Annotated in this window: 20 protein-coding genes; 10 read left to right on the forward strand and 10 right to left on the reverse strand. The window is 65.4% G+C overall.

Going from position 1 to position 20,562, the window contains the following annotated elements:
• Positions 1 to 39: 39 nt before the first annotated feature.
• A complete protein-coding gene (locus tag P2T60_RS07300; protein ID WP_276281889.1) occupies positions 40 to 3,147 on the reverse strand; it encodes an FAD-binding and (Fe-S)-binding domain-containing protein in 3,108 nt (1,035 codons plus the stop codon).
• Positions 3,148 to 3,628: 481 nt separating this feature from the next.
• Between P2T60_RS07300 and P2T60_RS07305 the strand changes: the two genes are divergently transcribed.
• Both P2T60_RS07305 and P2T60_RS07310 read left to right on the forward strand, forming a co-directional pair.
• A complete protein-coding gene (locus P2T60_RS07305) occupies positions 3,629 to 3,937 on the forward strand; it encodes a DUF8065 family protein (RefSeq protein WP_276281890.1) in 309 nt (102 codons plus the stop codon).
• A gap of 6 nt (positions 3,938 to 3,943) precedes the next feature.
• Entirely contained in the window at positions 3,944 to 4,549 is a 606-nt protein-coding gene (locus P2T60_RS07310) for a hypothetical protein (protein WP_276281891.1), read from the forward strand.
• A gap of 117 nt (positions 4,550 to 4,666) precedes the next feature.
• Here P2T60_RS07310 and P2T60_RS07315 read toward each other — a convergent pair whose 3' ends face one another.
• The gene (locus P2T60_RS07315; protein WP_276281892.1) at positions 4,667 to 5,659 is read right to left on the reverse strand and encodes a DMT family transporter; all 993 of its coding nucleotides are present in this window, start codon (positions 5,657 to 5,659) and stop codon (positions 4,667 to 4,669) included.
• A gap of 262 nt (positions 5,660 to 5,921) precedes the next feature.
• Here P2T60_RS07315 and P2T60_RS07320 point away from each other — a divergent pair, with 262 nt between their 5' ends.
• A complete protein-coding gene (locus P2T60_RS07320) occupies positions 5,922 to 6,407 on the forward strand; it encodes an Lrp/AsnC family transcriptional regulator (RefSeq protein WP_276281893.1) in 486 nt (161 codons plus the stop codon).
• Between the two features lie 4 nt (positions 6,408 to 6,411).
• Here the strand turns inward: P2T60_RS07320 and thyX are convergent, their stop codons facing one another.
• Positions 6,412 to 7,155 (reverse strand): FAD-dependent thymidylate synthase, encoded by a 744-nt coding sequence (gene thyX / locus P2T60_RS07325; RefSeq protein ID WP_276281894.1) that lies wholly within the window; start codon positions 7,153 to 7,155, stop codon positions 6,412 to 6,414.
• 92 nt (positions 7,156 to 7,247) lie between these two features.
• On the opposite strand from thyX, the gene P2T60_RS07330 reads away from it, so the two are divergent.
• Both P2T60_RS07330 and P2T60_RS07335 read left to right on the forward strand, forming a co-directional pair.
• Positions 7,248 to 7,826, forward strand: coding sequence for an MBL fold metallo-hydrolase (locus tag P2T60_RS07330; protein ID WP_276281895.1), 579 nt, complete (start codon positions 7,248 to 7,250; stop codon positions 7,824 to 7,826).
• 43 nt (positions 7,827 to 7,869) lie between these two features.
• Positions 7,870 to 8,379, forward strand: a complete 510-nt coding sequence (locus P2T60_RS07335; protein ID WP_276281896.1) for a Rieske (2Fe-2S) protein — start codon at positions 7,870 to 7,872, stop codon at positions 8,377 to 8,379.
• A gap of 1 nt (position 8,380) precedes the next feature.
• Here P2T60_RS07335 and P2T60_RS07340 read toward each other — a convergent pair whose 3' ends face one another.
• Together P2T60_RS07340 and P2T60_RS07345 are read right to left on the reverse strand one after the other, a co-directional pair.
• Entirely contained in the window at positions 8,381 to 9,199 is an 819-nt protein-coding gene (locus P2T60_RS07340) for an ATPase (protein WP_276281897.1), read from the reverse strand.
• Between the two features lie 5 nt (positions 9,200 to 9,204).
• Entirely contained in the window at positions 9,205 to 9,480 is a 276-nt protein-coding gene (locus tag P2T60_RS07345; protein WP_276281898.1) for a DUF5827 family protein, read from the reverse strand.
• Positions 9,481 to 10,229: 749 nt separating this feature from the next.
• Here P2T60_RS07345 and P2T60_RS07350 point away from each other — a divergent pair.
• Together P2T60_RS07350 and P2T60_RS07355 are read left to right on the forward strand one after the other, a co-directional pair.
• Positions 10,230 to 10,661: a DUF7522 family protein gene (locus P2T60_RS07350; RefSeq protein WP_276281899.1), complete on the forward strand. Its 432-nt coding sequence runs from the start codon at positions 10,230 to 10,232 to the stop codon at positions 10,659 to 10,661.
• 64 nt (positions 10,662 to 10,725) lie between these two features.
• Positions 10,726 to 11,040: a DUF167 domain-containing protein gene (locus tag P2T60_RS07355; protein ID WP_276281900.1), complete on the forward strand. Its 315-nt coding sequence runs from the start codon at positions 10,726 to 10,728 to the stop codon at positions 11,038 to 11,040.
• 76 nt (positions 11,041 to 11,116) lie between these two features.
• Here P2T60_RS07355 and P2T60_RS07360 read toward each other — a convergent pair whose 3' ends face one another.
• The 5 genes from P2T60_RS07360 to P2T60_RS07380 all read right to left on the reverse strand — a co-directional run bounded on the left by P2T60_RS07360 (position 11,117) and on the right by P2T60_RS07380 (position 16,768).
• Entirely contained in the window at positions 11,117 to 12,217 is a 1,101-nt protein-coding gene (locus tag P2T60_RS07360) for a PstS family phosphate ABC transporter substrate-binding protein (RefSeq protein WP_276281901.1), read from the reverse strand.
• Between the two features lie 258 nt (positions 12,218 to 12,475).
• Positions 12,476 to 13,087, reverse strand: a complete 612-nt coding sequence (gene sod, locus P2T60_RS07365) for a superoxide dismutase (RefSeq protein ID WP_276281902.1) — start codon at positions 13,085 to 13,087, stop codon at positions 12,476 to 12,478.
• A gap of 193 nt (positions 13,088 to 13,280) precedes the next feature.
• A complete protein-coding gene (locus tag P2T60_RS07370; RefSeq protein ID WP_276281903.1) occupies positions 13,281 to 13,913 on the reverse strand; it encodes a superoxide dismutase in 633 nt (210 codons plus the stop codon).
• A 148-nt stretch (positions 13,914 to 14,061) separates the two neighbouring features.
• Positions 14,062 to 15,510, reverse strand: a complete 1,449-nt coding sequence (locus P2T60_RS07375; RefSeq protein ID WP_276281904.1) for a cryptochrome/photolyase family protein — start codon at positions 15,508 to 15,510, stop codon at positions 14,062 to 14,064.
• Between the two features lie 61 nt (positions 15,511 to 15,571).
• Positions 15,572 to 16,768 carry an alpha-hydroxy-acid oxidizing protein gene (locus P2T60_RS07380; RefSeq protein ID WP_276281905.1) on the reverse strand — a complete coding sequence of 399 codons (1,197 nt, stop codon included), beginning with the start codon at positions 16,766 to 16,768 and terminating at the stop codon, positions 15,572 to 15,574.
• A 471-nt stretch (positions 16,769 to 17,239) separates the two neighbouring features.
• Here P2T60_RS07380 and P2T60_RS07385 point away from each other — a divergent pair, with 471 nt between their 5' ends.
• The 3 genes from P2T60_RS07385 to P2T60_RS07395 all read left to right on the forward strand — a co-directional run bounded on the left by P2T60_RS07385 (position 17,240) and on the right by P2T60_RS07395 (position 20,561).
• Positions 17,240 to 18,571: an LVIVD repeat-containing protein gene (locus P2T60_RS07385; protein ID WP_276281906.1), complete on the forward strand. Its 1,332-nt coding sequence runs from the start codon at positions 17,240 to 17,242 to the stop codon at positions 18,569 to 18,571.
• Between the two features lie 52 nt (positions 18,572 to 18,623).
• A complete protein-coding gene (gene folP, locus P2T60_RS07390; protein WP_276281907.1) occupies positions 18,624 to 19,760 on the forward strand; it encodes a dihydropteroate synthase in 1,137 nt (378 codons plus the stop codon).
• A 105-nt stretch (positions 19,761 to 19,865) separates the two neighbouring features.
• Positions 19,866 to 20,561 carry a 6-hydroxymethylpterin diphosphokinase MptE-like protein gene (locus P2T60_RS07395; protein ID WP_276281908.1) on the forward strand — a complete coding sequence of 232 codons (696 nt, stop codon included), beginning with the start codon at positions 19,866 to 19,868 and terminating at the stop codon, positions 20,559 to 20,561.
• Position 20,562 lies beyond the last annotated feature (1 nt).

The following is a 20,562-nucleotide window of genomic DNA, read 5'->3' on the forward strand; positions in this document are numbered from 1 at the left end:
TTGTCGTCTCTGTTATTTAAAACAACGGGTATTTACGCCCTACCGGAGCGCGGTTTCGACCTTCTCGATTGGGTGGGGCGGTTCGCCATCGGTCCCCTCTCTGTCGCCGAGTTGCGCCCGACAGGACGCGCCCGGCGCGACCACGGCGTCGCCGTCGCTCGATTCGACCTGCTCGAACAGAATCTCACCGATTTTCCGACTCATCGAGTAGTGTTCGGCCTCGTAGCCGAAACTCCCGGCCATCCCGCAACACCCCGAGTCGAGTGCGTCCACTTCGTAGCCAGCGTCCCGGAGGACGCTGGCGGCGTAGGTGTCCTTCTTGGTCGACTTCTGGTGGCAGTGGCCGTGGTAGGTCAGCGTCTCGTCGGGCGCGTCGAACGAGAGGTCGAACTCGAAGATGTCCAGATACTCGCAGATTCCGTAGGTGTTCGCGGCGACCCGTTCGGCCGCGGTTCCGATTTCCTCCCCGGAGTCGTCCAGTCGCTCCTCCGGGTCGGCGGTCCGGGGTTCGGCGTACTGCTCGCCCGAGCGACTCGACTCGGGGCCTCGCTCGCCGAGCAAGTCGAGGTAGTCCGACTGAATCATCACGGCGTCGGAGGGTTCGACGACTACCACGTCCCACCCGTCGCGGACGCGCGCCGAGAGCGCGGACACGTTCGTCTGCGCGCGTTCGCGCGAGGCGTCGAGGAAGCCCTTCGAGTGGGCGGGGCGTCCGCTGTCGGTCACGCCGTCGGGAATCTCGACGCGGACGCCCGCCGCTTCGAGGACCCGGACCGCGGCTTTCCCGGCGTCGGGGTGGTTGTAGTTGGTGTAGGCGTCGGGGAACAGCGCGACCTTCCGGATGGCTTCCGACTCCGGAATCCGGGCACCGCCGCGCGACTCGAACCAGTCTTCGAGGGTCTCTCGGTGGAAGGTCGGGAGACTGCGCTCGCTGGCGATGCCGAGAGTGCGCTCCAGCAGGCCTCGCGCGCCGGGAACCTTGCTGGCCCAGTTCGAGAGGGGTGCCAGCGCGCTCCCGACCGAAGAGAGGGCGGCGACGTTGGCGAAGAGTCGCTCGCGCAGGTCCGACCCGTGGCGCTGGTGGTACTCGTGTTCGACTTCGGCCTTGAGTTTGGCCATGTCAACCTCGCTCGGGCAGTCGCGGGCGCACCCCTTGCACCCGATGCAGAGGTCCATCACCTCGGCCATAAACTCCACGTCGAACTGCTCGCCCTCCGGGAGTTCTCCGCTCATCGCCTGACGGAGCATGTTGGCCCGGCCTCTGGTACTCGTGACTTCCTCGTCCGCGGCCCGGTAGGTCGGACACATCACGCCGCCGGTCGTCACCTGCCCGCCGCGACATCCTCCGCACCCGTGACAGAGTTCGACCATCCCCTGAAAGCCGTTCTCGTTCTCCCACTGGAGTTCGGGCGCGAACCCGGCCGAGAACTCGTAGTCGGGGTCGAACCGCAGGTTCTCGGTCATCCCGTGGTCGCCACAGACGTTGCCCGGATTCAGCAACCAGTCGGGGTCGAAGGCCGATTTGAGGTCGCGGAACACCTGCCAGACTTCCTCGCCGTAGAGTTTCCGGTTCCACTGGGTCCGGGCGCGGCCGTCGCCGTGTTCGCCCGAGACCGACCCGCCGTACTCGACCACGAGGTCGGTGGCTCGGTCCGCGATGTTCTCCATCTGGTTGACGCCCGCGGGGGACTTGGTGTTCACGAGCGGTCGGATGTGGAGACACCCCGGCCCGGCGTGGGCGTAGAAACTGGCGAAGGTGTCGTTGTCTTCGAGGACTCGCCGGAAGTCGGCGACGTACTCGGGCAGGTTCTCGGGGGGCACCGCGGCGTCCTCGATGAACGAGATGTGCTTTTCGTCGGAGGTGCGCGAGAGCAGGATGGGAAGCCCGGACTTCCGGAGCTTCCAGAACCGGGCGCGTTCGGCCTCGTCGTGGGCCTCCATCCCGGCGAAGGCGAGTTCGCCCTCGCGGTCCTCGCGCAGGGTCGCGACCTTCTGGCGGCCTTCCTCGTCGCTCTCGGCGTAGAACTCCACGAGCAGGACCGAGTCGGTGCCCTCGGGAAGCATCCCCACCACGTCGGCGAACTCCTCGGTGTCGCGTGCGAGGTCGATAAGAACGTCGTCCAGCACTTCGACCGCCGAGGGGTCGTGGTCGAGGATGGGGGCCACGTCCTCCATCGCGTCGAGCAGGTCGTCGTAGGCGAACAGCGCCATCGACTTGGTTTCGGGGACGGGTTCGAGTCCGACCGTCGCCTCGGTCACGATTGCCAGCGTCCCCTCGCTCCCGGCGAGCAGGCGCGCGAGGTTGACCGCGCCATCCTCGCTCGCGGTTTCACCGCTCGCATTCGAGGCGCGTTGCGCCTCGCGCGTCTCGTCCACGAGCCGGTCGAGGTTGTACCCCGAGACGTTCCGCTTGAGTTGGGGATACGCCTCCGCGATGGTCTCGGTCTCCTCGTCGAGAATCCGGGCGACTTCGGCGTAGATACGGGCTTCGAGGTCCCCGTCGGAGTCGGCGCGCTCGCGGAGTTCTGCGAGTTCGACCTCGCCGAAAGTGGTGACGGTGCCGTCGGCGAGGACGACCTCGACTTCTTCGACGTAGGCGTCGGTCTTGCCGTACTTCAGCGAGTGGCTTCCGGTCGAGTTGTTGCCGATTGCGCCGCCGAGCGCCGACTTGTCGCCCCACGCGGGGTCGGGAGCGAACTTCAGACCGTGGGGCGCGAGTTCGTCGTTCAACTCCGCCAGCACCGCGCCGGGTTGAGCGCGGGCGGTCGGCGTCTCGGCGTCGGGCGAGACTTCGAGGACAGAATCCATGTGTCGCGTGAAGTCGAGAACCACCGCCTCGTTGACGGCCTGTCCCGCGAGGCTCGTCCCGCCGCCGCGGGGGAGGACCGGAATCTCCCGGTCGGCGCAGTAGTCCATCACCGCCGCCACGTCGCCGGTGTCGGTGGGGAAGACGACGCCGATTGGCGTCACCTCGTAGGCGCTGGCGTCGGTCGCGTAGAGCTGTCGAGAGTAGCTGTCGAAGCGCACGTCGCCGTCCACGAGCGACTGCAGGTCCGACACCAACCCCGTGCGTGCGACCTCGTCGGACCGGTAGTCGTAGTCCGCGCGGGGGTCGCGGGCGGGGTCTCCCGCGTCGTGCGTAGCCATACCGCGGCATACGGACGGGGGGCCGAAAAGTGGTGCGCTCGGCGCAGAATCGCCCGGCGGTGGGCCGGGAGTGGGGTGGTGGAGGGTGTCGGTCGATGGTGCGACGACGGCTCGGAAGACAAACGGCGTCTTCCGATGTCTGCGCTCACGTCAGTTCGCGCAGGCTCGTCAGAGCGTGCCACTGACGGCGGACGACTGAGCGACCGCAGGGAGCGAAGGAGTCGGTCGGGGAGGGTGTGGCCCATGGTCGTAGTGCGGGTGCGGTCCCACAGGAGTCGGGAGAGGCTAGCACCCCGGATTTCCGTCGTCGTGGTGCAGTCGTAGCACGGTCGCGGTGCAGTCGGGTTCGCTTACAGATGGCTAGCCTTTTTCACCACTGCCGACAACAGATTTACAGACTATTTAGGTGTAATCGTCGTAGTCATGACGTGGATGGCTAGTCACAACATCTATCCTCGTGGAGCAAGTACGTCAAGATACGATGGCGATGGAGAACGACAAAATCCAGTTCCGTGGAGGGGCCGAAAAGCGCGCGAGTCAGCTACTCGACCAGATGCGACTCGGCGGTATCAACGTCAGCGAACTCGCTCGTCGGGGACTCCAAGAAAAACTGCGTGAGACGCTCTCGGACGAGGAGAAAATCCAACTCCACCAACAGTACGAACGGGGCGAAATTTCCGACCCGGTTGCCGAAATCCTGCTCGGTGACGCCATCGAAGAAATCGAACGCGAGCGGACTGCCTTCGAAGACGCGGCAGAACTCGACACCGACGGAGTTTTTCAGGACTGAGACTGTGTGGACGACGAGGTTCGACATCCGATAATCGTAGATACTGACGCACTCATCGCCGTGGCCAACACGGGTCTCTGGCCGCGACTCACCGACAACCTACACGTCACGACGACGAACGTTTGCTACCACGAACTCGAACGACACGTCCGCGAGAAGTCAGCTTACGCACCGGAAGGGACACGAGAACGGTGGGTCCACGACGGAAGTGAGACCGCACTCCGACCGTTCGCCGACGAGGAGAACGGGGCGTTCACCACCGTCTCGTGTGTCCCTCGCCCGCACGGAGAGGACGCCGGAGAGAAAGCAGTAAGACGAGAAGTCGAACAGAACGCAACAACGTACACCTACGCTATCCTGATGGACAAACACGGTCGGAGAGCGATTAACCGAGTGTTCGATAGGAGAGACGAGACCGGAAAAGCCGTCGCTCCGCCGTTTCTCCTGTACCTTCTCCTCGATAGCGGTGCGTGTACGAAAGCCGAGTTCTGCCGTGCGTGCGGTGACATCCTAAAAGGAGAAGGATGGACTGGGTATCAGGCCGTCCAAGCCGCGTGGGAGGCAATTCCGATAGACTGTGGTGACTACCTCTCGGACGACCTGCTTCCGTGACGAAGGGACTTACGGTTGAAAAGTCCCTTTCGGACACGGAAAACACCAGCTTGGACAGTTCTATGGATATGTTTAGGAAATATATACGAGGCTAAAACAACGACTAAGAAGGCCAAATCAGTCGTCCGCGGGACCCGCGGACCCCGACCACGCGCTCTCGCCCGACTCCGAATCGGCGGCGTCTGGCGCGCCGCGTCCGACCGACGAGCGAACCGAGTCCGCAAACGCCGACTCCCGAACTGAATCCGCGAGCGACCGAATCGCGCCCCGATGCAGGACCGCGAACCCGGCGAAGATGGCGGCGAACCCGACTAGCGTCGAAGACGAGACCAACTCGCCCAACAGCGCCCAACTCACGAGGGTCGCCACGACCGGTTCGAGGTAGCCCACGAGGTGGAGTTTCGTCGGCCCGATTTGTTCGAGCAGTCGGAAGTACAGCAGGAACGCCACGACGCCCGACAGGAGCGTCAGGTAGGCGAACGACGCCAGCGCGGTGGGTGTCAACCGAATCGCAGACAGCGACTCGCCCCGTAGCGCACCCCCGCCGAACAGCAGGACCGCCCCGCCGAGCATCGCCCACGCCTGCAACGACGCGGCGGGCAGGTCGTGTCGGAGCGGCCGGGTCAGGACCGCGCCGAGGGCGAAGCAGACGCCGCCGAGGAAGACCAGACCCACGCCGAGGACGTTCGCCGAGAGCGCACTCGCGGGGTTCAGGCCCGCGACGACCGCCACGCCCGCGATGCCGAGGGCGAAGCCCACGCCCTTCGTGAGCGTCAGGCGTTCGTCAAGCACCACGGCCGCGAACCCGGCGGTCAGGACCGGCGAGAGACTGACTACGACCGCCGCAATCGCGCCCGAGACGTGTCGCTCGCCGAGGTAGAGCAAGGCGTGGTAGCCAGCGATGACCAGCGCGCCGACCACGCCGACGGCGAGGTACTCCCCGCGTGCGCGTGGCCGCCAGCGGTCGGTCCTGAGCGCGGCGTAGGCCAAGATGACCGCGCCCGCGACGGCGTACCGAAGCCCGGCGAACACCAACGGCGGGAAGTAGTGGAGTCCGACTTCGATGGCGACGAACGACCCGCCCCAGAAGATTGCAAGCAGTGCGAACATCAGGGCTGGAAGTGGAATTCGACTTTCAATATCTCCGTAAATCATGATTCTGTTACAACTATCGTGGGTTCGCGGCCTTAAGTCCTTCTACAAAGAATCGCTATCTAATCGAATACGAATCGAATATTGAGATAGTTCTGAGAAAAATAGTTAACGTTATCGCGCTCGGCCGACTTCTGACGACGGGGAGAAAATCGGCGTCGTCGGCAGTCGTGCCGACAAAACGGACGTTAAGTAGGCGGGGGCGCAACGTGGACGAACGATGGACGAGCGCGACGTGACCATTCTGAAGGCCATCGCCGACCTCGGGACCGGAAGTCCCGAGAAACTGAGCGAAGAGACCGACATCCCGGTCTCGACCATCCACTACCGCCTGAACAACCTGCGCGAGGAGGGCGTCATCAAAAACGACCTCTACGACATCGACTTGGAGCGGGCGGGACTCGGCGTCACGGTCCTCGTGGAAGTACTGGCCGACTACAGCGACTCCTACGAGGAGTTCGGCGAGAAACTGCTCGAAGTCGAGGGCGTGACCCAAGCCTACTTCGCCATGGGCGAGACCGACTTCATCGTCGTCGCGCGCCTCCCCGACAGCGACGCGGTTGAACGCCTCATCAGCGACTTCGAGGCCGTAGAGGGCGTCGAGCGCACCAACTCGACGTTCGTAATTTCGTCGTTGCGGGACACGGACAATCCGCTGGAGAGTTACAGTTTGGAGACGCTGGTCGAAGAGTTGGCCGACGAGTGAGACGTTAGGGCGCGAGTCGGTTCTTCCGGTTCTTCATGTTCTCCTCGTAGTAGTCGAACGTGATGGGACACCACTCCTTCGCCAAGTCGAGGACTTCTTCCGTCATGTTCCGAATCTCCCACTGACTATCGGCCGCGGCCCGTAGGTCAGCCACGTGCATCAGCATCCGAGCGTTCATCGACATGACCATGTTAACCTCTGTCCCGATAGGAAGGACGAACCGAGCGTCCTCGGGCGGCATCCCGAGGTCAAGGAGTTCCTGATAATCCTCGACCGAACGCTTGACTGATTTTTGGAAGACTGCCTCACGCTCTTCGACCGTCTCGTCGTCCACCGCTCCGCCCTCCTGATTCCGACCAATCCAATCGGGGTCGGTCGCCGACGGCGGCGTGACGACCAGTTCACCCTCGGCCACGTCTTCCGGGTCCACGTCGTCGAACGAGACGTAGCGCATGCTTCGCACGTCGAACGAGACGTGACGATGGCGCGTGATTTGGGCCATGCAGGACCGACTGATGCCCTTCACGGCGAAAGTGGCTTGAGGGTGTTCGAAGGGACCGAAGTGACCCTGTTTCAGGAGGTGTCCGATGAGGGTCTCTTTCTTCTCCTCGATGGTCTCGCCCTCTATCGTCGCCATGACCTCCTTGAACGATTTGTCCCCGACGAACTCCTCCATGTAGTCGTTGCGCGCCGCCGAACAGACGACCTCCTCCGGGTCGTCGGTGGCCTCCAGCAGTTGGACTTCCATGGGTGAGACGAGTAGCGCCCGACTACATAAATCGACTCATCGTCCAAACTGACAACGACACCCACAAACCCCCTCCATCCCTACTCCCGAGCATGATTACGAACATCGCGCGCGGCGTGCAGGCGTTCACGAGCAACGCCTTCCTCGTGGAGGGCGACCGGACCGTGTTGGTAGACACCGGGTCGAACTTCGACGCGGTGAGCAGAATCCGCGACCGGGATGCCGAACTCGACGCAATCGTCCTCACGCACACCCACCCGGACCACGTGGGGAACCTCGAAGCCGTCAAAGACGCCTTCGGCGTCGAAGCGTGGGGCTACGACACCGACCAACCGGGCGTAGACCACGCCATCGCCGACGAGGAGCGCGTCCGAATCGGCGACCACGACTACACCTCGCTCCACACGCCCGGTCACAAGAACGACCACTTGTGCTTTTACTCCGACAGCGCGAGCGTCCTGTTCGCTGGCGACCTCGTCTTCCAGAACGGGAGTTTCGGCCGCACGGACCTCGAAGAGGGCGACCGGGACCGACTCGTCGAGAGCATCGACCGGGTGAGCGAGCGAGTAGACGAACACCTCGCGGCGATGTACGTCGGCCACGGCCCGAGCGTCACCACCGACCCGTATCACGACGTGGAGTTGGCGGGGCGAGCGGCCCGGATGCGGTGACGAGTCGGCCAGTTTTATTTTCCGTCGATTCGTTGCTCGCGGCGTGACCGGGAGAACCCGACTCACGACGACCGAGACGGTCCGCGACGAGGGGTCGTGGCTGTTCACGGTCCGTGACCCATACGACGAACTGGACGAAGTGCTTCTCGTGCCCTGCGAAGACGGCGAGCGAGCGGATTCGGCGGCCGAGAACTCGGCCCCTGAATCCGGCGTCGAGGCGTGGGTCAACCGATGCACTCACGAGGCCCAGCGGTTCGACCGGGGATTCGGCGCGCCGGTTCGGAACGGCCAACTCGTCTGTCCGAAACACGGGTCGCTGTTCGACACCTGTTCGGGCCACTGCGACAACGGCGAGGCCGCGGACACGACGCTCGTCTCGGTCGAAGTCGAAGTCGAGGACGGCGCGGTCTACCTCGCCGACGAGGACTACGAGTTCGCCCACGAGGGCAGTATCGAGAACGGCGGAGACGAGTCGGGCGAGTCGAGGTCGGACGACTTGAACGACGGTGATGACGACGGCATGCCGAGTTCGACCTCACACATCGGCTTCTGACTCACTGCTCGGCGACTGCGAGCAGTTCGTCGTAGGCCTCTTCGTAGGCCCGCGCGACTGCGTTCGGGTCGCGGCGGTCGTCGTCCGGAAGCGCGGACAGCGAGGCAGTCGCCTTCGGGTCGGTGAGTTCGGTCACGTCCGGCGTGTGGACTTCGAGTCGGCCGTCGCGGGGACTCCCGCCCGCGACTTCGCAGGCCTTCAGGAAGCGGTCGCCGTCGTAGGCCCGCATTCGGCCGGGTTCGACCACGGCCGCGGCGTCGAACGAGACGCCGCGAATCGGAACCGCCACGTCGCCGTAGGACTCGACCACGGCGTCGCCGCCGGTCTCGCCCTCGATTGCTCGGAGGCGGTCGGCGAACCCCTCGAACATCGGGAGGTGCAACTGGCGGGTAATCTCGTTCAACTCCTCGACGGACTCGACGGTCGGCGCGTCTTCGAGCGGGAGATTTTCGCGGGCGGACTCGGGCACGTCGGCGCGGGCGTTCACGACGAACGACTCGCCAACCCTGTCGAGGACGAACTCGCGGTGGACCTGCCCGACGAGTCCGGTGTCGGGACCGGGCGAGGGTCGCCAGAGTCGGTGGACGGGGTTCAGGTCCTCGGGTGCGAAGTCGCCGGAACTCGCCGCCGCGAGGCGCTTGGCGTCCTTACCGTAGAGTCGGCCGTCGCCGACCGCCCGGCGGTAGTCGTCGTGGTCGAACCAGTGGTCGTTGCCCGCGCGGGGCTTGAACCCGACCGCGCCGAGTCGGTTGAGTAGGCCGGTGGTGAACGTAGTCTTCCCGGCGTCCACCCGGTCGCCGCCGGTGACGAGTAGTCTCACGCGTCTCACTCGCCGTCGGTCTTCAGACCGTAGTAACCCGGTTCGTCGTCGGCCTCGGGTTCGGCGATAACGAGGTCGGCGGCGTTGGTCATCACCCACGGGATGGCCCAGTCGAGCAGGATGTCCTCGGTCTGGGCCTCCAGTTCGGCGTCGGGGTCGAGTTCTTGGAGGAGTCGGGCGATTTCGTAGACCGTGTACATCCGGTCCGGTTCGAGCAACTCTTCGGCGGTGTAGAAGTCGCAGGGGTGCAACTGGTCGAAATCCGACTTCGGTCGGGGCATGGCCGGACGTACGACCGAGCGCGGGGTAAATCGTTCGTCTCTTCGTCGGCGACGGCGACGGAACGCGACGGGAATTGTTTTTATTTCTTTTTCGTGGGTAGACATTTCTTTCAGCAATGTATCTCGTTCCTTCAGGGTTATCGACTTCGACGGCGGCGTCCGGACGCGCTCGGTGAACCAACCGACAGGATGCGCTCGGCCAATCAGCCGACAGGATGCGCTCGGCGGACCGGCCGCCGTGGGTGGGATAAAGGGGCCGCCCGCTCGCGGGGGCTTTCGAGGACTTCTTCGCCCCGATTATGGCAATTTCTGTGTTGACACGTAGCGAGCGGGCGGGAGCTTTCGGAATCGACTCCGGGGCGACTCTTGCCGACTCTCCCCGACCGCACAGCACCGCCACCGCGCCGCGAGGACGGCGGAAGCGTCCGGGACGCTAGCTACTGCCGACTCCAGTGAGACCGCAACCGCACCGCGACCGCGGCCTCACGCCTCCCCAGCCTCGCGGCCGCCTGAACGCGGCCGCTCCCTCGCGCGGATGGGCGCGGCCACTTGCGGGCCGCGCCCGCACGCGCCGGGTCGAAGGTTCCTCTCCTACGCGCCGGGCCGGGAGTTCCACCGTTTACCGAGCGCCGACTATTCCACCGAGACGCCCACAGGACGCCCACGGAACGCACTCCGACGAGACGCTTCCCCTACGAGACGACAGCGCCCTAATTTTTATACTCTATTGAAACGAACGTTTTCTGACGATGGGAGACGACGACGGCGGTTCGACCCGAGACGCCAAGCGCGCACTCGTCGAGGCGTTCTCGGCGTTCGGGACCGACGCCCTCCGGGACGCGTGGCTGTTCGACCAACACGCCTACGAGGGCCTGTACCTCCGCGAGGACGTGGAAGAGAAGGTGGCCGACCTCGACGTGCCCCGGTTCGTGGACAACGAGCGCTACGGCTACGTCGCCAGAGACGCCTACGACGACCTCTACTACGCCTCCTACGAGTACACCGTCCGGGGGTTCGACGGCTTCGAGCAGTTCCGGACGTTTCTGGACGACGCCGACCGGAAACTCGGCGTGTTCGCCAGTTTCGACCGCCGGGACGGGGGCTACGACTTCGGCGCGTTACACGAGACAGTCGAAGGCGTCGTGGACGACCACCCCACCGACGAGTTCGCGCCCGACTGACCGCGACTCAGCGACCCAGCGACCCAACGCAGGGTTCATCCCGGCGCTCTACCTACCCTCGGTCATGGCGACGGGCGACCCGGAAGACGCGCTGACCGAATCGGACGACGAGACGCTGGTCGCGTTCGACGTGACCCCCGGCGCGGCCGACCGGCAGGTCCCGAGCGACTTCAACGAGTGGCGCGACCGCTTCGAGGCCCGACTCTCCGAACCCGCCCGCGAGGGCCGGGCGAACGCCGAACTCACCGAAGCGGTCTCGGAACTGCTCGACGCGCCCGCGCGACTCGCGCAGGGCGCGTCGTCCTCGAAGAAGACGGTGGCGGTGTCGGCCCCCTACGAGCGCGTGCTGGCGGCGCTGACGGACGAGATTAGCGACTGAAAACGGCGAAAAGTGGACGACAGATACCGCGGCGCGGCCGTCTCCGGCGGCGCGACCGACCGGCGAGGACCCGACGTTACTGCTCGGGTTCCGGCAGGTTGCTCGTCTGCTTTTTCTGGCGCTCGTCCGTGAGGGTCGCGTAGCCCTGAGTCTTCACGAAGTTCTCCTGCCCGAAGTCGCTGATAATCATCCGGAGGTACGCCGCTTCCTGCTTCGAGGTGCCGTCGTAGGTGTAGCAGTGGAGGTCACGCGAGAGGGGGTAGTTCTCGTCGGCGAGGTTCTCGCCGGGTTCGTACACCGTGCCGTCGAAGCTCAGTTTGACCGCGGGAACGTCGCCCGTGACGAACGCCAGCGCCATGTACGCGATGGCGTTGTCGGACTTCGAGACCAGCGTCTTGACCTGCTGGTTCTGGCCCTTGCGCACGTCCACGCCGGGCATCTTCGCGTCGGGACCGTCCAAGAGGTTCACGCGGAACGCGGTGTCGGTGCCCGACCCCTCGGCGCGACCGACGGCCTGAATCTCGCGGTCTTCGCCGGTGTAGGCGTCGATGTCCGACCAGTTCTCGATTTCGCCAGTGTAGATTTTCCGGACCTGTTCGGCGGTCAGTTTCTCGACGCCCGCCTCGTAGATTTCCTTGCTGACGACGATGGGTTGTGCGTCCACGCCGACCACGTGGTCGGTGTACTTCTCCAGTTCCTCCTCGCTGGCGTCGGGGAGTTCGGCCGAGACGGGTGCGCTGGCGTTGCCGAGGTCCACGAGACCGTTCTTGAGTTTCTCCAGTCCGGTCCCGGAGTGGCTCAGACCGACCGACACGTCGAACGGCGGCGCGGCGCTTCCGGTGGACTCGAACCCGTAGAGACCCGCCCAGTAGTCGGCGAGGCGGGCGTCGGTGTCGATGTCGTACTGTCCCGGTCCCCAGTACTCCTCGTCGCTGGCGGGCGGGTTCGAGGACCACACCGACCCCGCGGTACTCGTAATCGGGTACACCGTAGAGGAGCCACCGGCTTTGAGTTTGTCGCTCTGGCCGCCGCTCTTCGAACCTCCGTCCGAGTCGTCCTGTTTCCCGCCCTCGGTCGTTCCCGAACCGCCAGTACCGCCGATGCAACCCGCGAGTGCGAGTACGCTACTTGTCCCCGTAGCGGTCAAGAACTTCCGACGAGTCGATTTCCCTGTCATCGGGTAGACGATGCCCGGACGGTAAGATAAAACCACCGAATAAAATATATATTTTCTCGTTATCTATATATTCCTCTCTATTGGGACAGTTTCACCATGTTAGGGTAGAGTTTGGGAACTGTTGTCAGTCGTAGCTCTCGGAACGGGGACGTATCCGAACGGAGAGACGACTGTCGGACGCGCGGGAACTGCCGTCACCGCGAGCGGACGCGAGGCTACGCGGACGAACCGACCGAAAGAAAAGCGGTAGCTCCGGGATTACTCGTACGTGCCAGCCACGTCGTCGTAGTTCTCCGCCACGGCGTCCCAATCGACGACCTCGAAGAAGTTGTCCACGAAGTCGCCGCGGTCCGGACCGTAGTCGTAGTAGTACGAGTGTTCCCACACGTCGAGGGCCATGATGGGGTGTGCGCCCCACAGGGCACCTTGGTCGTGCTTGTCCACGGCGAGGTTACGAAGCTGTTTGGCGACCGGATCGTAGACGAGAAGCGCCCAGCCACCGGCGGCGCTCGCGGCCGTCTCGAACTCGCCCTTCCAGCCCTCGTAGGAACCGAAGTCCTCCTCGATGCGGTCGAGCAGGTCGCCTTCGGGTTCGCCGCCGCCGTTCGGGTCCATGTTCTCCCAGAACAGCGTGTGCAGGTAGTGGCCCGAGCCGTTGTGGGTCACGTCGCCGAGCGCGCCCGCGGTGCCGCCGTAGTCACCGCTCTCGCGGTTCTCGGCCAGCGTCTCCTCGGCGCTGTCGAGTCCGTTTACGTAGCCCTGATGGTGGGTGTCGTGGTGCCACGTCAGCACCTGTTCGCTGATGTGGGGTTCGAGCGCGTCGTAGTCGTACGGAAGCGGTGGCAGTTCGGGGTTTGATTGCTCGGACATAATTGAACCTCGTCTCTATATATGCCTCCTTTCACTCTTAAACTTTGAGAAGTCGATTGGTAACACGCCACGAGATGAGTCCCGAACCGTCGTTATCGGTTCTCACGCCGTCGTTTGGCCACCGGCTGGTGAAGGCCATTTAAGTAAGAAAAATTATGGTTCCGCGGTGGCGTCAGACCGGGGCGACGGTCGGTCAGTGCGACCCGGTGTGGGTCGGAATCGCGTCGGCCTGCCGTGCCTGCTGGTAGCGCTGTTCCACGTCGTCCCAGTTCACCACGTCCCAGAAGTTGTTCACGTACTCCCCGCGGTTGTTCTCGTACTGGAGGTAGTAGGCGTGTTCCCACACGTCACAGACGAGTAACGGCGTCGCACCCTGCGGATGCTGGTTCTGGTGGTTCTCGGCCGCCGCGACCATCGGCTTGTCGGCGATGTGGTCGTAGACCAGCATGCCCCACCCGGAACCTTCGACGCCCTTCGCGGCCTCCGAGAAGTCCTGTTTGAACTGGTCGTAGCCGCCGAAGTGGTCGTCCAGCGCGTCGGCCAACTCGCCGGAGGGTTCGCCGCCGCCGTCCGGGTGCATGTTCTGCCAGAAGACGGTGTGATTGACGTGGCCCGAGAGGTTGAACGCGAGGCTTCGCTTGACCGCGCGCACGTCGCCCCAGTCGCCGCTCCCGCGCATCTCCTCCAGTTTGTCGAGGGCGGCGTTCGCGCCGTCCACGTAGCCCTGATGGTGCTTGTCGTGATGGAGTTCCATGATGCGCTGGTCTATCGCCGGTTCGAGCGCGTCGTAGTCGTACGGTAGTTCCGGTAGTTCGTAAGTAGCCATCCTCTTCCCCCGTCTCTCGGGCAACGGCCACGCGGTTAAGTGTTAAGCCAGTAGTCGAATCGGCGATATGCGGGTTCGCGGACAGGCACGTCCCGCCTCGGCGGAGCGAGCGCGGTCGGCGCTCTGAGAGCGCCGACCGCGCGGAAACTCAGTCGTCGCCGCGCGCTCGCTCGAACATCGCGATGGCCTCCTCGCGGCGTTCGCCGTGGTCCACGATGGGCGCGGGGTAGTCCGGTGCGATTCGCTCGCGCTCTTCGGGACCGAGTTCGTGCCAGCCGTGAATCTCGTCGGGGTCGGCGTCCGCGAGTTCCGGCACGTACTCTCTGATAAACTCGGCGTCCGGGTCGTAGCGCTCGCCCTGCGTCGTGGGGTTGAAGATGCGGAAGTACGGTTGGGCGTCGGTGCCGGTCGAGGCGGCCCACTGCCACCCGCCGGTGTCGTTTGCGGTGTCGTGGTCGGCGAGTTTCTCGCGGAACCAGTCGTAACCCTCGCGCCAGTCGAGCAGGAGGTCCTTCGTGAGGAAGGAGGCGACGACCATCCGGAGGCGGTTGTGCATGTACGCCTCCTCGCGGAGTTGACGCATCGCCGCGTCCACGATGGGGTAGCCGGTCCGCCCGTCCTTCCACGCTCGCAGGGCCTCGCCGTCGTCACGCCAGTCGATGTTGTTCTCGTAGGACTTGTAGTTGCGACTCACCACGTCAGGTCGCGCCGAGAGGACGTGGGCGTAGAACTCCCGCCACGCGAGTTGGCTCTGGAACTCGCGGACAGACGCCGCCTCGGTGCCCTCCTCGTCGGGGTCGCCGTCGGCCTGCTCCATCGCGGCGTCGGTGGCCTGCCAGACTTCCCGAATCCCGACGGTCCCCCACTTGAGGTGGGCCGAGAGCCGCGAGGTCGCGTCTCTTCCGGGGTAGTCGCGGTCCTCGGCGTACCGGAAGATGGCGTCCTCGCAGAAGGCCGACAGTCGGTCGCGGGCGGGCGAGGTTCCGCCCGCCGGAACCTCGGCCTCGGGGGCGTCGAACCCGAGGTCCGCGAGCGTCGGCAGGTCCCCGGCGTCGTCGGGCGCGACGACTTCGCCCTCGCCGGGCGCGTCGAAGGGCGCGTCTTTCTCCCGGTCACGCCACTTCTTCCAGAAGTAGGTGAACACCGAGTAGTGTTCGCCTTTGTTCGTCCGGATACTGCCGGGTTCGTGGAGGAGTTCGTCGTGGTAGGCCGCCCGCGAGACCCCGGTGTCGTCCAGCGCGAGTCGGACCTCGCTGTCGCGTTCGCGCGCCAGTCCGGAGTAGTCGCGGTTCCAGTAGATGGCGTCCGCGCCGTGTGACTCCGCGATTCGAGGCAACTCCTCGCGCGGGTCGCCGCGGACGACCAACAGGTCGCCGCCCGACTCGCGGTAGTCGGCGCGGAGCGATTCGAGCGCGTCGAGCATGAAGGCCACCCGCGGCGGGGAGGCGTGGGCGAGGACTTCGGGGTCGAGGACGAAGACGGGCAGGACCCCGCCGTCGTCCGCCGACTCGTCGGCGGACGACTCGCCGCTCGCGGCCTCCGCGAGCGCCCGGTTGTCCGAGACCCGGAGGTCCCGGCGGTGCCAGTGGACGTTCATGCTCGGGAGTTAGGAACGCCGGACCGTCAAACGAGGGGGTCGGAGTCGAAGGCCCGACAGGTCAGTCCCGTTCGACCAGTACGCTTTCGTCCAACTTCGCCACCTCGTCGTGGCCCGAGAGCGCCAGCGTCAGGTCCACGTCCGCGAGGAAGTTCCGGACGACTTCCCGAACGCCGTCCTCGCCGTCGATAGCCAGACCGTAGACGTAGGGGCGGCCGAGAACAACCGCGTCCGCGCCGAGCGCGATTGCCTTGATTGCGTCCGCGCCGCGCCGAATCCCGCTGTCGAAGAGGACCGCGAAGTCGTCGTCGGGATTTTCCTCCGCCACGGCGTTCACGATTCGTGGGAGCGCCTCGACAGCCGAAATCGCGCCGTCTACCTGTCGGCCGCCGTGGTTCGAGACGACGAGTCCGTCCGCGCCCCGGCGCACCGCTTCGCGGGCGTCCGCCGGGTGGAGGACGCCCTTCAGGACGACCGGGAGGTCGGTCAGGTCGCGGACGCGCTCTACGGTCTCCCAGTCCATCGAGAGGTCGCCGAACTGCTCGATGAACCGCCAGAGGGCGGCCTGCTCGTCCTCCTCGGGCGGGGCGTCCAGCGAGTCGCGGAACGCGGGGTCCGAGAGGTAGTTCGCCACGCCCTCGCCGTCTAAGAACGGCAGGTAGGCGTTCGCAACGTCGCGCTCGCGCCACCCCATCGTGGGCGTGTCGAGCGTGACGACGATTGCCTCGTAGTCCGCGTCCTCGGCGCGACTCACGAAACTCTCGGTCACGTCGGGGTCCGCGCTCGGGTAGAGTTGGAACCATCCCGGCGAGTCGCCCAACTCGTCGGCCACGTCCTCCATCGTGGCCGACGCCGCGGAACTGGAGACGAACGGGACCCCGAGGTCGGCGGCGGCCCGCGCGCTGGCGAGTTCGCCGCCCTCGTGGACGATGGACTGAACGCCCACGGGCGCGAGCAGGACCGGGACGGGGAGTCTCCGGCCGAACAGTTCGACCGACAGGTCTCGCTCGGCCACGTCGCGCAACATCCGCGGGACGATGCGCCACCGGTCGAACGCCTCGCGGTTCCGGTCGGCGGTGTCCTCACCGCCCGCGCTTCCGACGACGTAGGCGTACGCTTCCTCCGAGAGAGCGTCCATCGCCTCCGCGCGGAGTTCGTCGGGCGCGATTGGGAGGTCCGGGCGCTGGTCGGCGAGCATCCCGCTGGCGTACACCTCGCGCTGGCGATTCGGGCCGTAGGGTTCCGAAGGGTCGTCCATGAAGGTTGGTGGGCGTCGTGGCGTGTTATAACTTGGCAGTGTTCGGTCGCCTCGCTCGACGGCCTCGTGAGGTTGGCGCGGCGTCGTCGGGAGTAAAGCGACCGGCGACGCCGCGCCAGCACGCACCGTTAGACAGATAAACATTTGTTTACCATAGAAAAATAGTTTTGAAGCGATTCTATATATTTCCGAATTCGACATCATATCGGAATAACGTCCGGCGCGGGACCCGAGTCGTCGCGGCGAGACGAGACTCGTCTCGCCGCGAAACAACGATTATTTGAATGTATAGTATCGTTGTGGCGAAACGTCGAACGTCTCCGGGCTTCCGGACGGCGTTTTCGGCGTGCGATACCGTCCCCGAAATCGAGTGCCTTTTTCCGGGCGTAGACCGTTTCAGACTCCACCAGAATCGCTTCTGACGAATCATAACGAAGTCCCATCTCACCGATTCACCATCTGGTTGTTCAGATGATAGAAAAGAACCGTCGCACGATACTCAAACTGCTCGGAAGTACGGCCGCACTGACTGGAACCGTCGGCACGGCGAGTGCCACCCCCGACCTCGGGTCGCTTCGTCTGTTCGGACAGCAAGCCGTGGACGGCGCGATGGAGACCGTCGCACAGGGACGGTACGCGTACGTGGCGAACGGAACCGGGATGGCCGTCGTAGACTGGGAGAACCCCGGCCGACCGCAGACCGTCGCCGTGGCCGACCTGAACGACGAACTCGCCGACCCGACCCTGAGCGTCAAGGACGTGAAGGTAGACGGCGATGTCGCCGCCCTCGCCAACGACACCGAGAATCCCGGCGGCATCGCGCTGTACGACGTGAGCGACCCTACGAACCCCGAGTACCAGTCGTTCTACGAACCCACCCCGTCGGCGAACATCCACAACTGCCACCTCGTGGGCGACTACGCCTACCTCGCGCTCGGCGAACCGTGGAACATCGACACCGACGGCGACGGTCAGCGTGACCTCGCTCGTCTGTTCGGCGACGCGGGCGTCGAAATCGTGGACGTGAGCGACCCCGCGAACCCCACTCACGCGAGTACGTGGTATCTCAAGGACGAACTGCCCGCGTACGCGAAGGCGGGGGTCAATCCGTGTCACGACCTCTACGCCCAAGACGGACTCGTCTACGCCGCGTTCTGGGACGCCGGGACCGTCGTCCTCGACGCGAGCGACCCGACCGACCCCGAGTTCGTGACCCAGTTCGGCGCGGCCCCGAGAGGCGACGAAGTCATCCGACCGTGGCGCGTCGAAGAGGAGACCATCGACGAGTACTTCGCCGAGGTGTTTCCGCTGGCCCGCTACTACGCGGCCCCCGGCAACGCCCACTACGTCCAACCGTCGCCCGACGGCGACCACGTTTACGTCGGTGCCGAGACGTTCCTCGGCGGTCCCGGCGGCATCGACGTGTGGGACGTGTCGGACTTCAGCGCGCCGACGCAGGTCGGCCGCATCGACCCGCCGAACGTCAGCGGGTTCCGCACCTCCCACAACTTCGACGTGACCGAGAACCGACTCCACGCCTCGTGGTACGAGGGCGGGGTCAGAGTCTACGACGTGACCGACCCCTCGACTCCGACTGAAGTCGCCAGCTACGACCCCGACGGCGTGTCCTTCTGGACCGCAGTCGCCGAGCGCGGTTTCACCCTCGGCGGCGTGTACGGCGCGATGTCCGAACAGGGTGGTATGACCGTTCTCCACACCGACGAGGGCGTCAAAGAACCGCCCGCGTTCTCCGGTGCCGACTCGCCGAGCGGTCCCGAAGTGGACCCGAAAGACCAGTCGTAGCGTTCGACGCCGAATAGTCCGACTTTTTATCCGGGGGTCGCTTGGACCGTACATGCAAAACGTCATCGCCGCGGGACTGGGCATCGGCGACGACTACCCGCCGCGAATCATGGGCGTGTTGAACGTCAGCGAGGAGTCGCCCTACGACCCGAGCGTCTACGACGACCCCGGCGAGGCCGCCGAGTACGTCGATTCCGAACTGATTGCGGAGGGCGCGGACATCGTGGACGTGGGTCTCGAATCCGCGAACAAGCGCTTCGAGGTTCTCTCGGCAGAGGAGGAACTGGACCGCCTCGACACCGCCCTCGAAACCATCGAGAGCGTCTCGGGCGATGCCGTCTTCTCCATCGAGACGCGCTACGGCGAAGTCGCCGACGAAGCTCTCTCGCGGGGGTTCGATATGGTCAACGACATCTGCGGGTTCGCCGACCCACGGATGCCAGACGTGTGCCGGGACCACGACGCCGCGGTGGTGAAAATGGCGAGTCCGCCGGACCTCGAACGCCCCGGCGCAATCGAGAAGGTAGACGACATCTACGACGCCCTCAAGCGCGAGGGCCTGACCGACAAGACCATCGTGGACCCGGCGTTCGGCGGGTGGTCGGAGGCCAAGACGCTCGCGGACGACCGCGAGACGTTCCGCCGCCTCCGGGAGTTCCGTGGTCTCGGCCAGCCGATTCTGGTCTCCATCAACCGGAAGAACTTCCTCCGGGAACTCGCCGACCGGAGTACCGACGAGGCCCTGCCGGTCTCGCTCGCCGCGACTTCGATGGCGGTCGAACGCGGCGCGCACGTCGTCCGGACCCACGACGTGGCCGAGACCGCAGACGCCGCGAAAATCGGGGCGGCGTTCGCCCGCGAGCGACTGGGCGACGACGAACTCGGCGTCGAGGAGTTAGACGTGACCTCCGCGGCCGAGACTGCGCGGCACCTCGAACGTCTCGGGGCCGACCCCGACCGGGCCGACGACGCGACGACCCGCGTCTTCGAGCTCTCGGGTCTCGCCGCCGCCGAGCGCGAGACGCTGGCCGCGGCCGCCGCCGACGCCGGGGTCGTCTTCACCACCGGCACCGCGGGTGACTTGCTCGCGGGGTCGCCCGCCGCGCTCGCCCGCCTGCGAGACGCCGTAACCGGCGCTTCGGACCGTCTTGGGGCGATTTTCGATACCGTGACTCGGCCGAAACGGTAAGAGAAAACTTATGCCGGGGGAGAAAGAAACCGCTGTTGGGAAGCTGGAAGGGCGCTCGCGGGTAGGGGTACTTGCAAGCGAACTTCCGGCTCAGACGGTTCTTACATGAACTACGAAACGTGGAGACCAATCTACGAGCGCGTCCTGTCGGACTTCGGGTTCGGCCGCGAGGCCGACGAGCTCGCCCGCGACGTGCTGGCCGAACTGACCCGGCCGTTCGAACTCGCCGACCTCGACGTGTCGGGCCGGACTGTCGCCGTCGCGGGCGCTGGTCCGTCGCTGACCGACGCCGACCAGCTCGCGCGCGCTCGCGGGGCCGACGCCGTGTTCGCGGCTTCGACGGCCGCCGACGACCTGCGGGACGCGGGAATCGGGGTCGATTGCATGGTCACGGACCTCGACAAGAATCCCGAGACGGCCCGCGAGCTCACCGCGGAAGGCGTCCCGGTCGCGGCCCACGCCCACGGCGACAACGTTCCGGCGGTCCGCGAGTGGGTGCCCAAATTCGACGCCGGGAGCGTCCTGCCGACCACGCAGGCCCGGCCGGTCGCTCACGTCCGGAACTTCGGTGGGTTCACCGACGGCGACCGGGCGGCGTTTCTCGCCGACCACCTCGGCGCGGCCGAACTCCGATTCGTTGGATGGGACTTCGACGACCCCGCCGTCGGCGAGGCGAAAGCGAAGAAGTTGGCGTGGGCCGCGCGACTGCTCCGGTGGTTGGAGGTTCGGCGCGGCGAGGAGTTCGAGATTCTGGACGGTCGCCGCGAGGGAATCGACGTGACCGACTTTCCGGACGCGTGAA

Source organism: Halorussus caseinilyticus (assembly GCF_029338395.1).
Lineage (GTDB): Archaea > Halobacteriota > Halobacteria > Halobacteriales > Haladaptataceae > Halorussus > Halorussus caseinilyticus.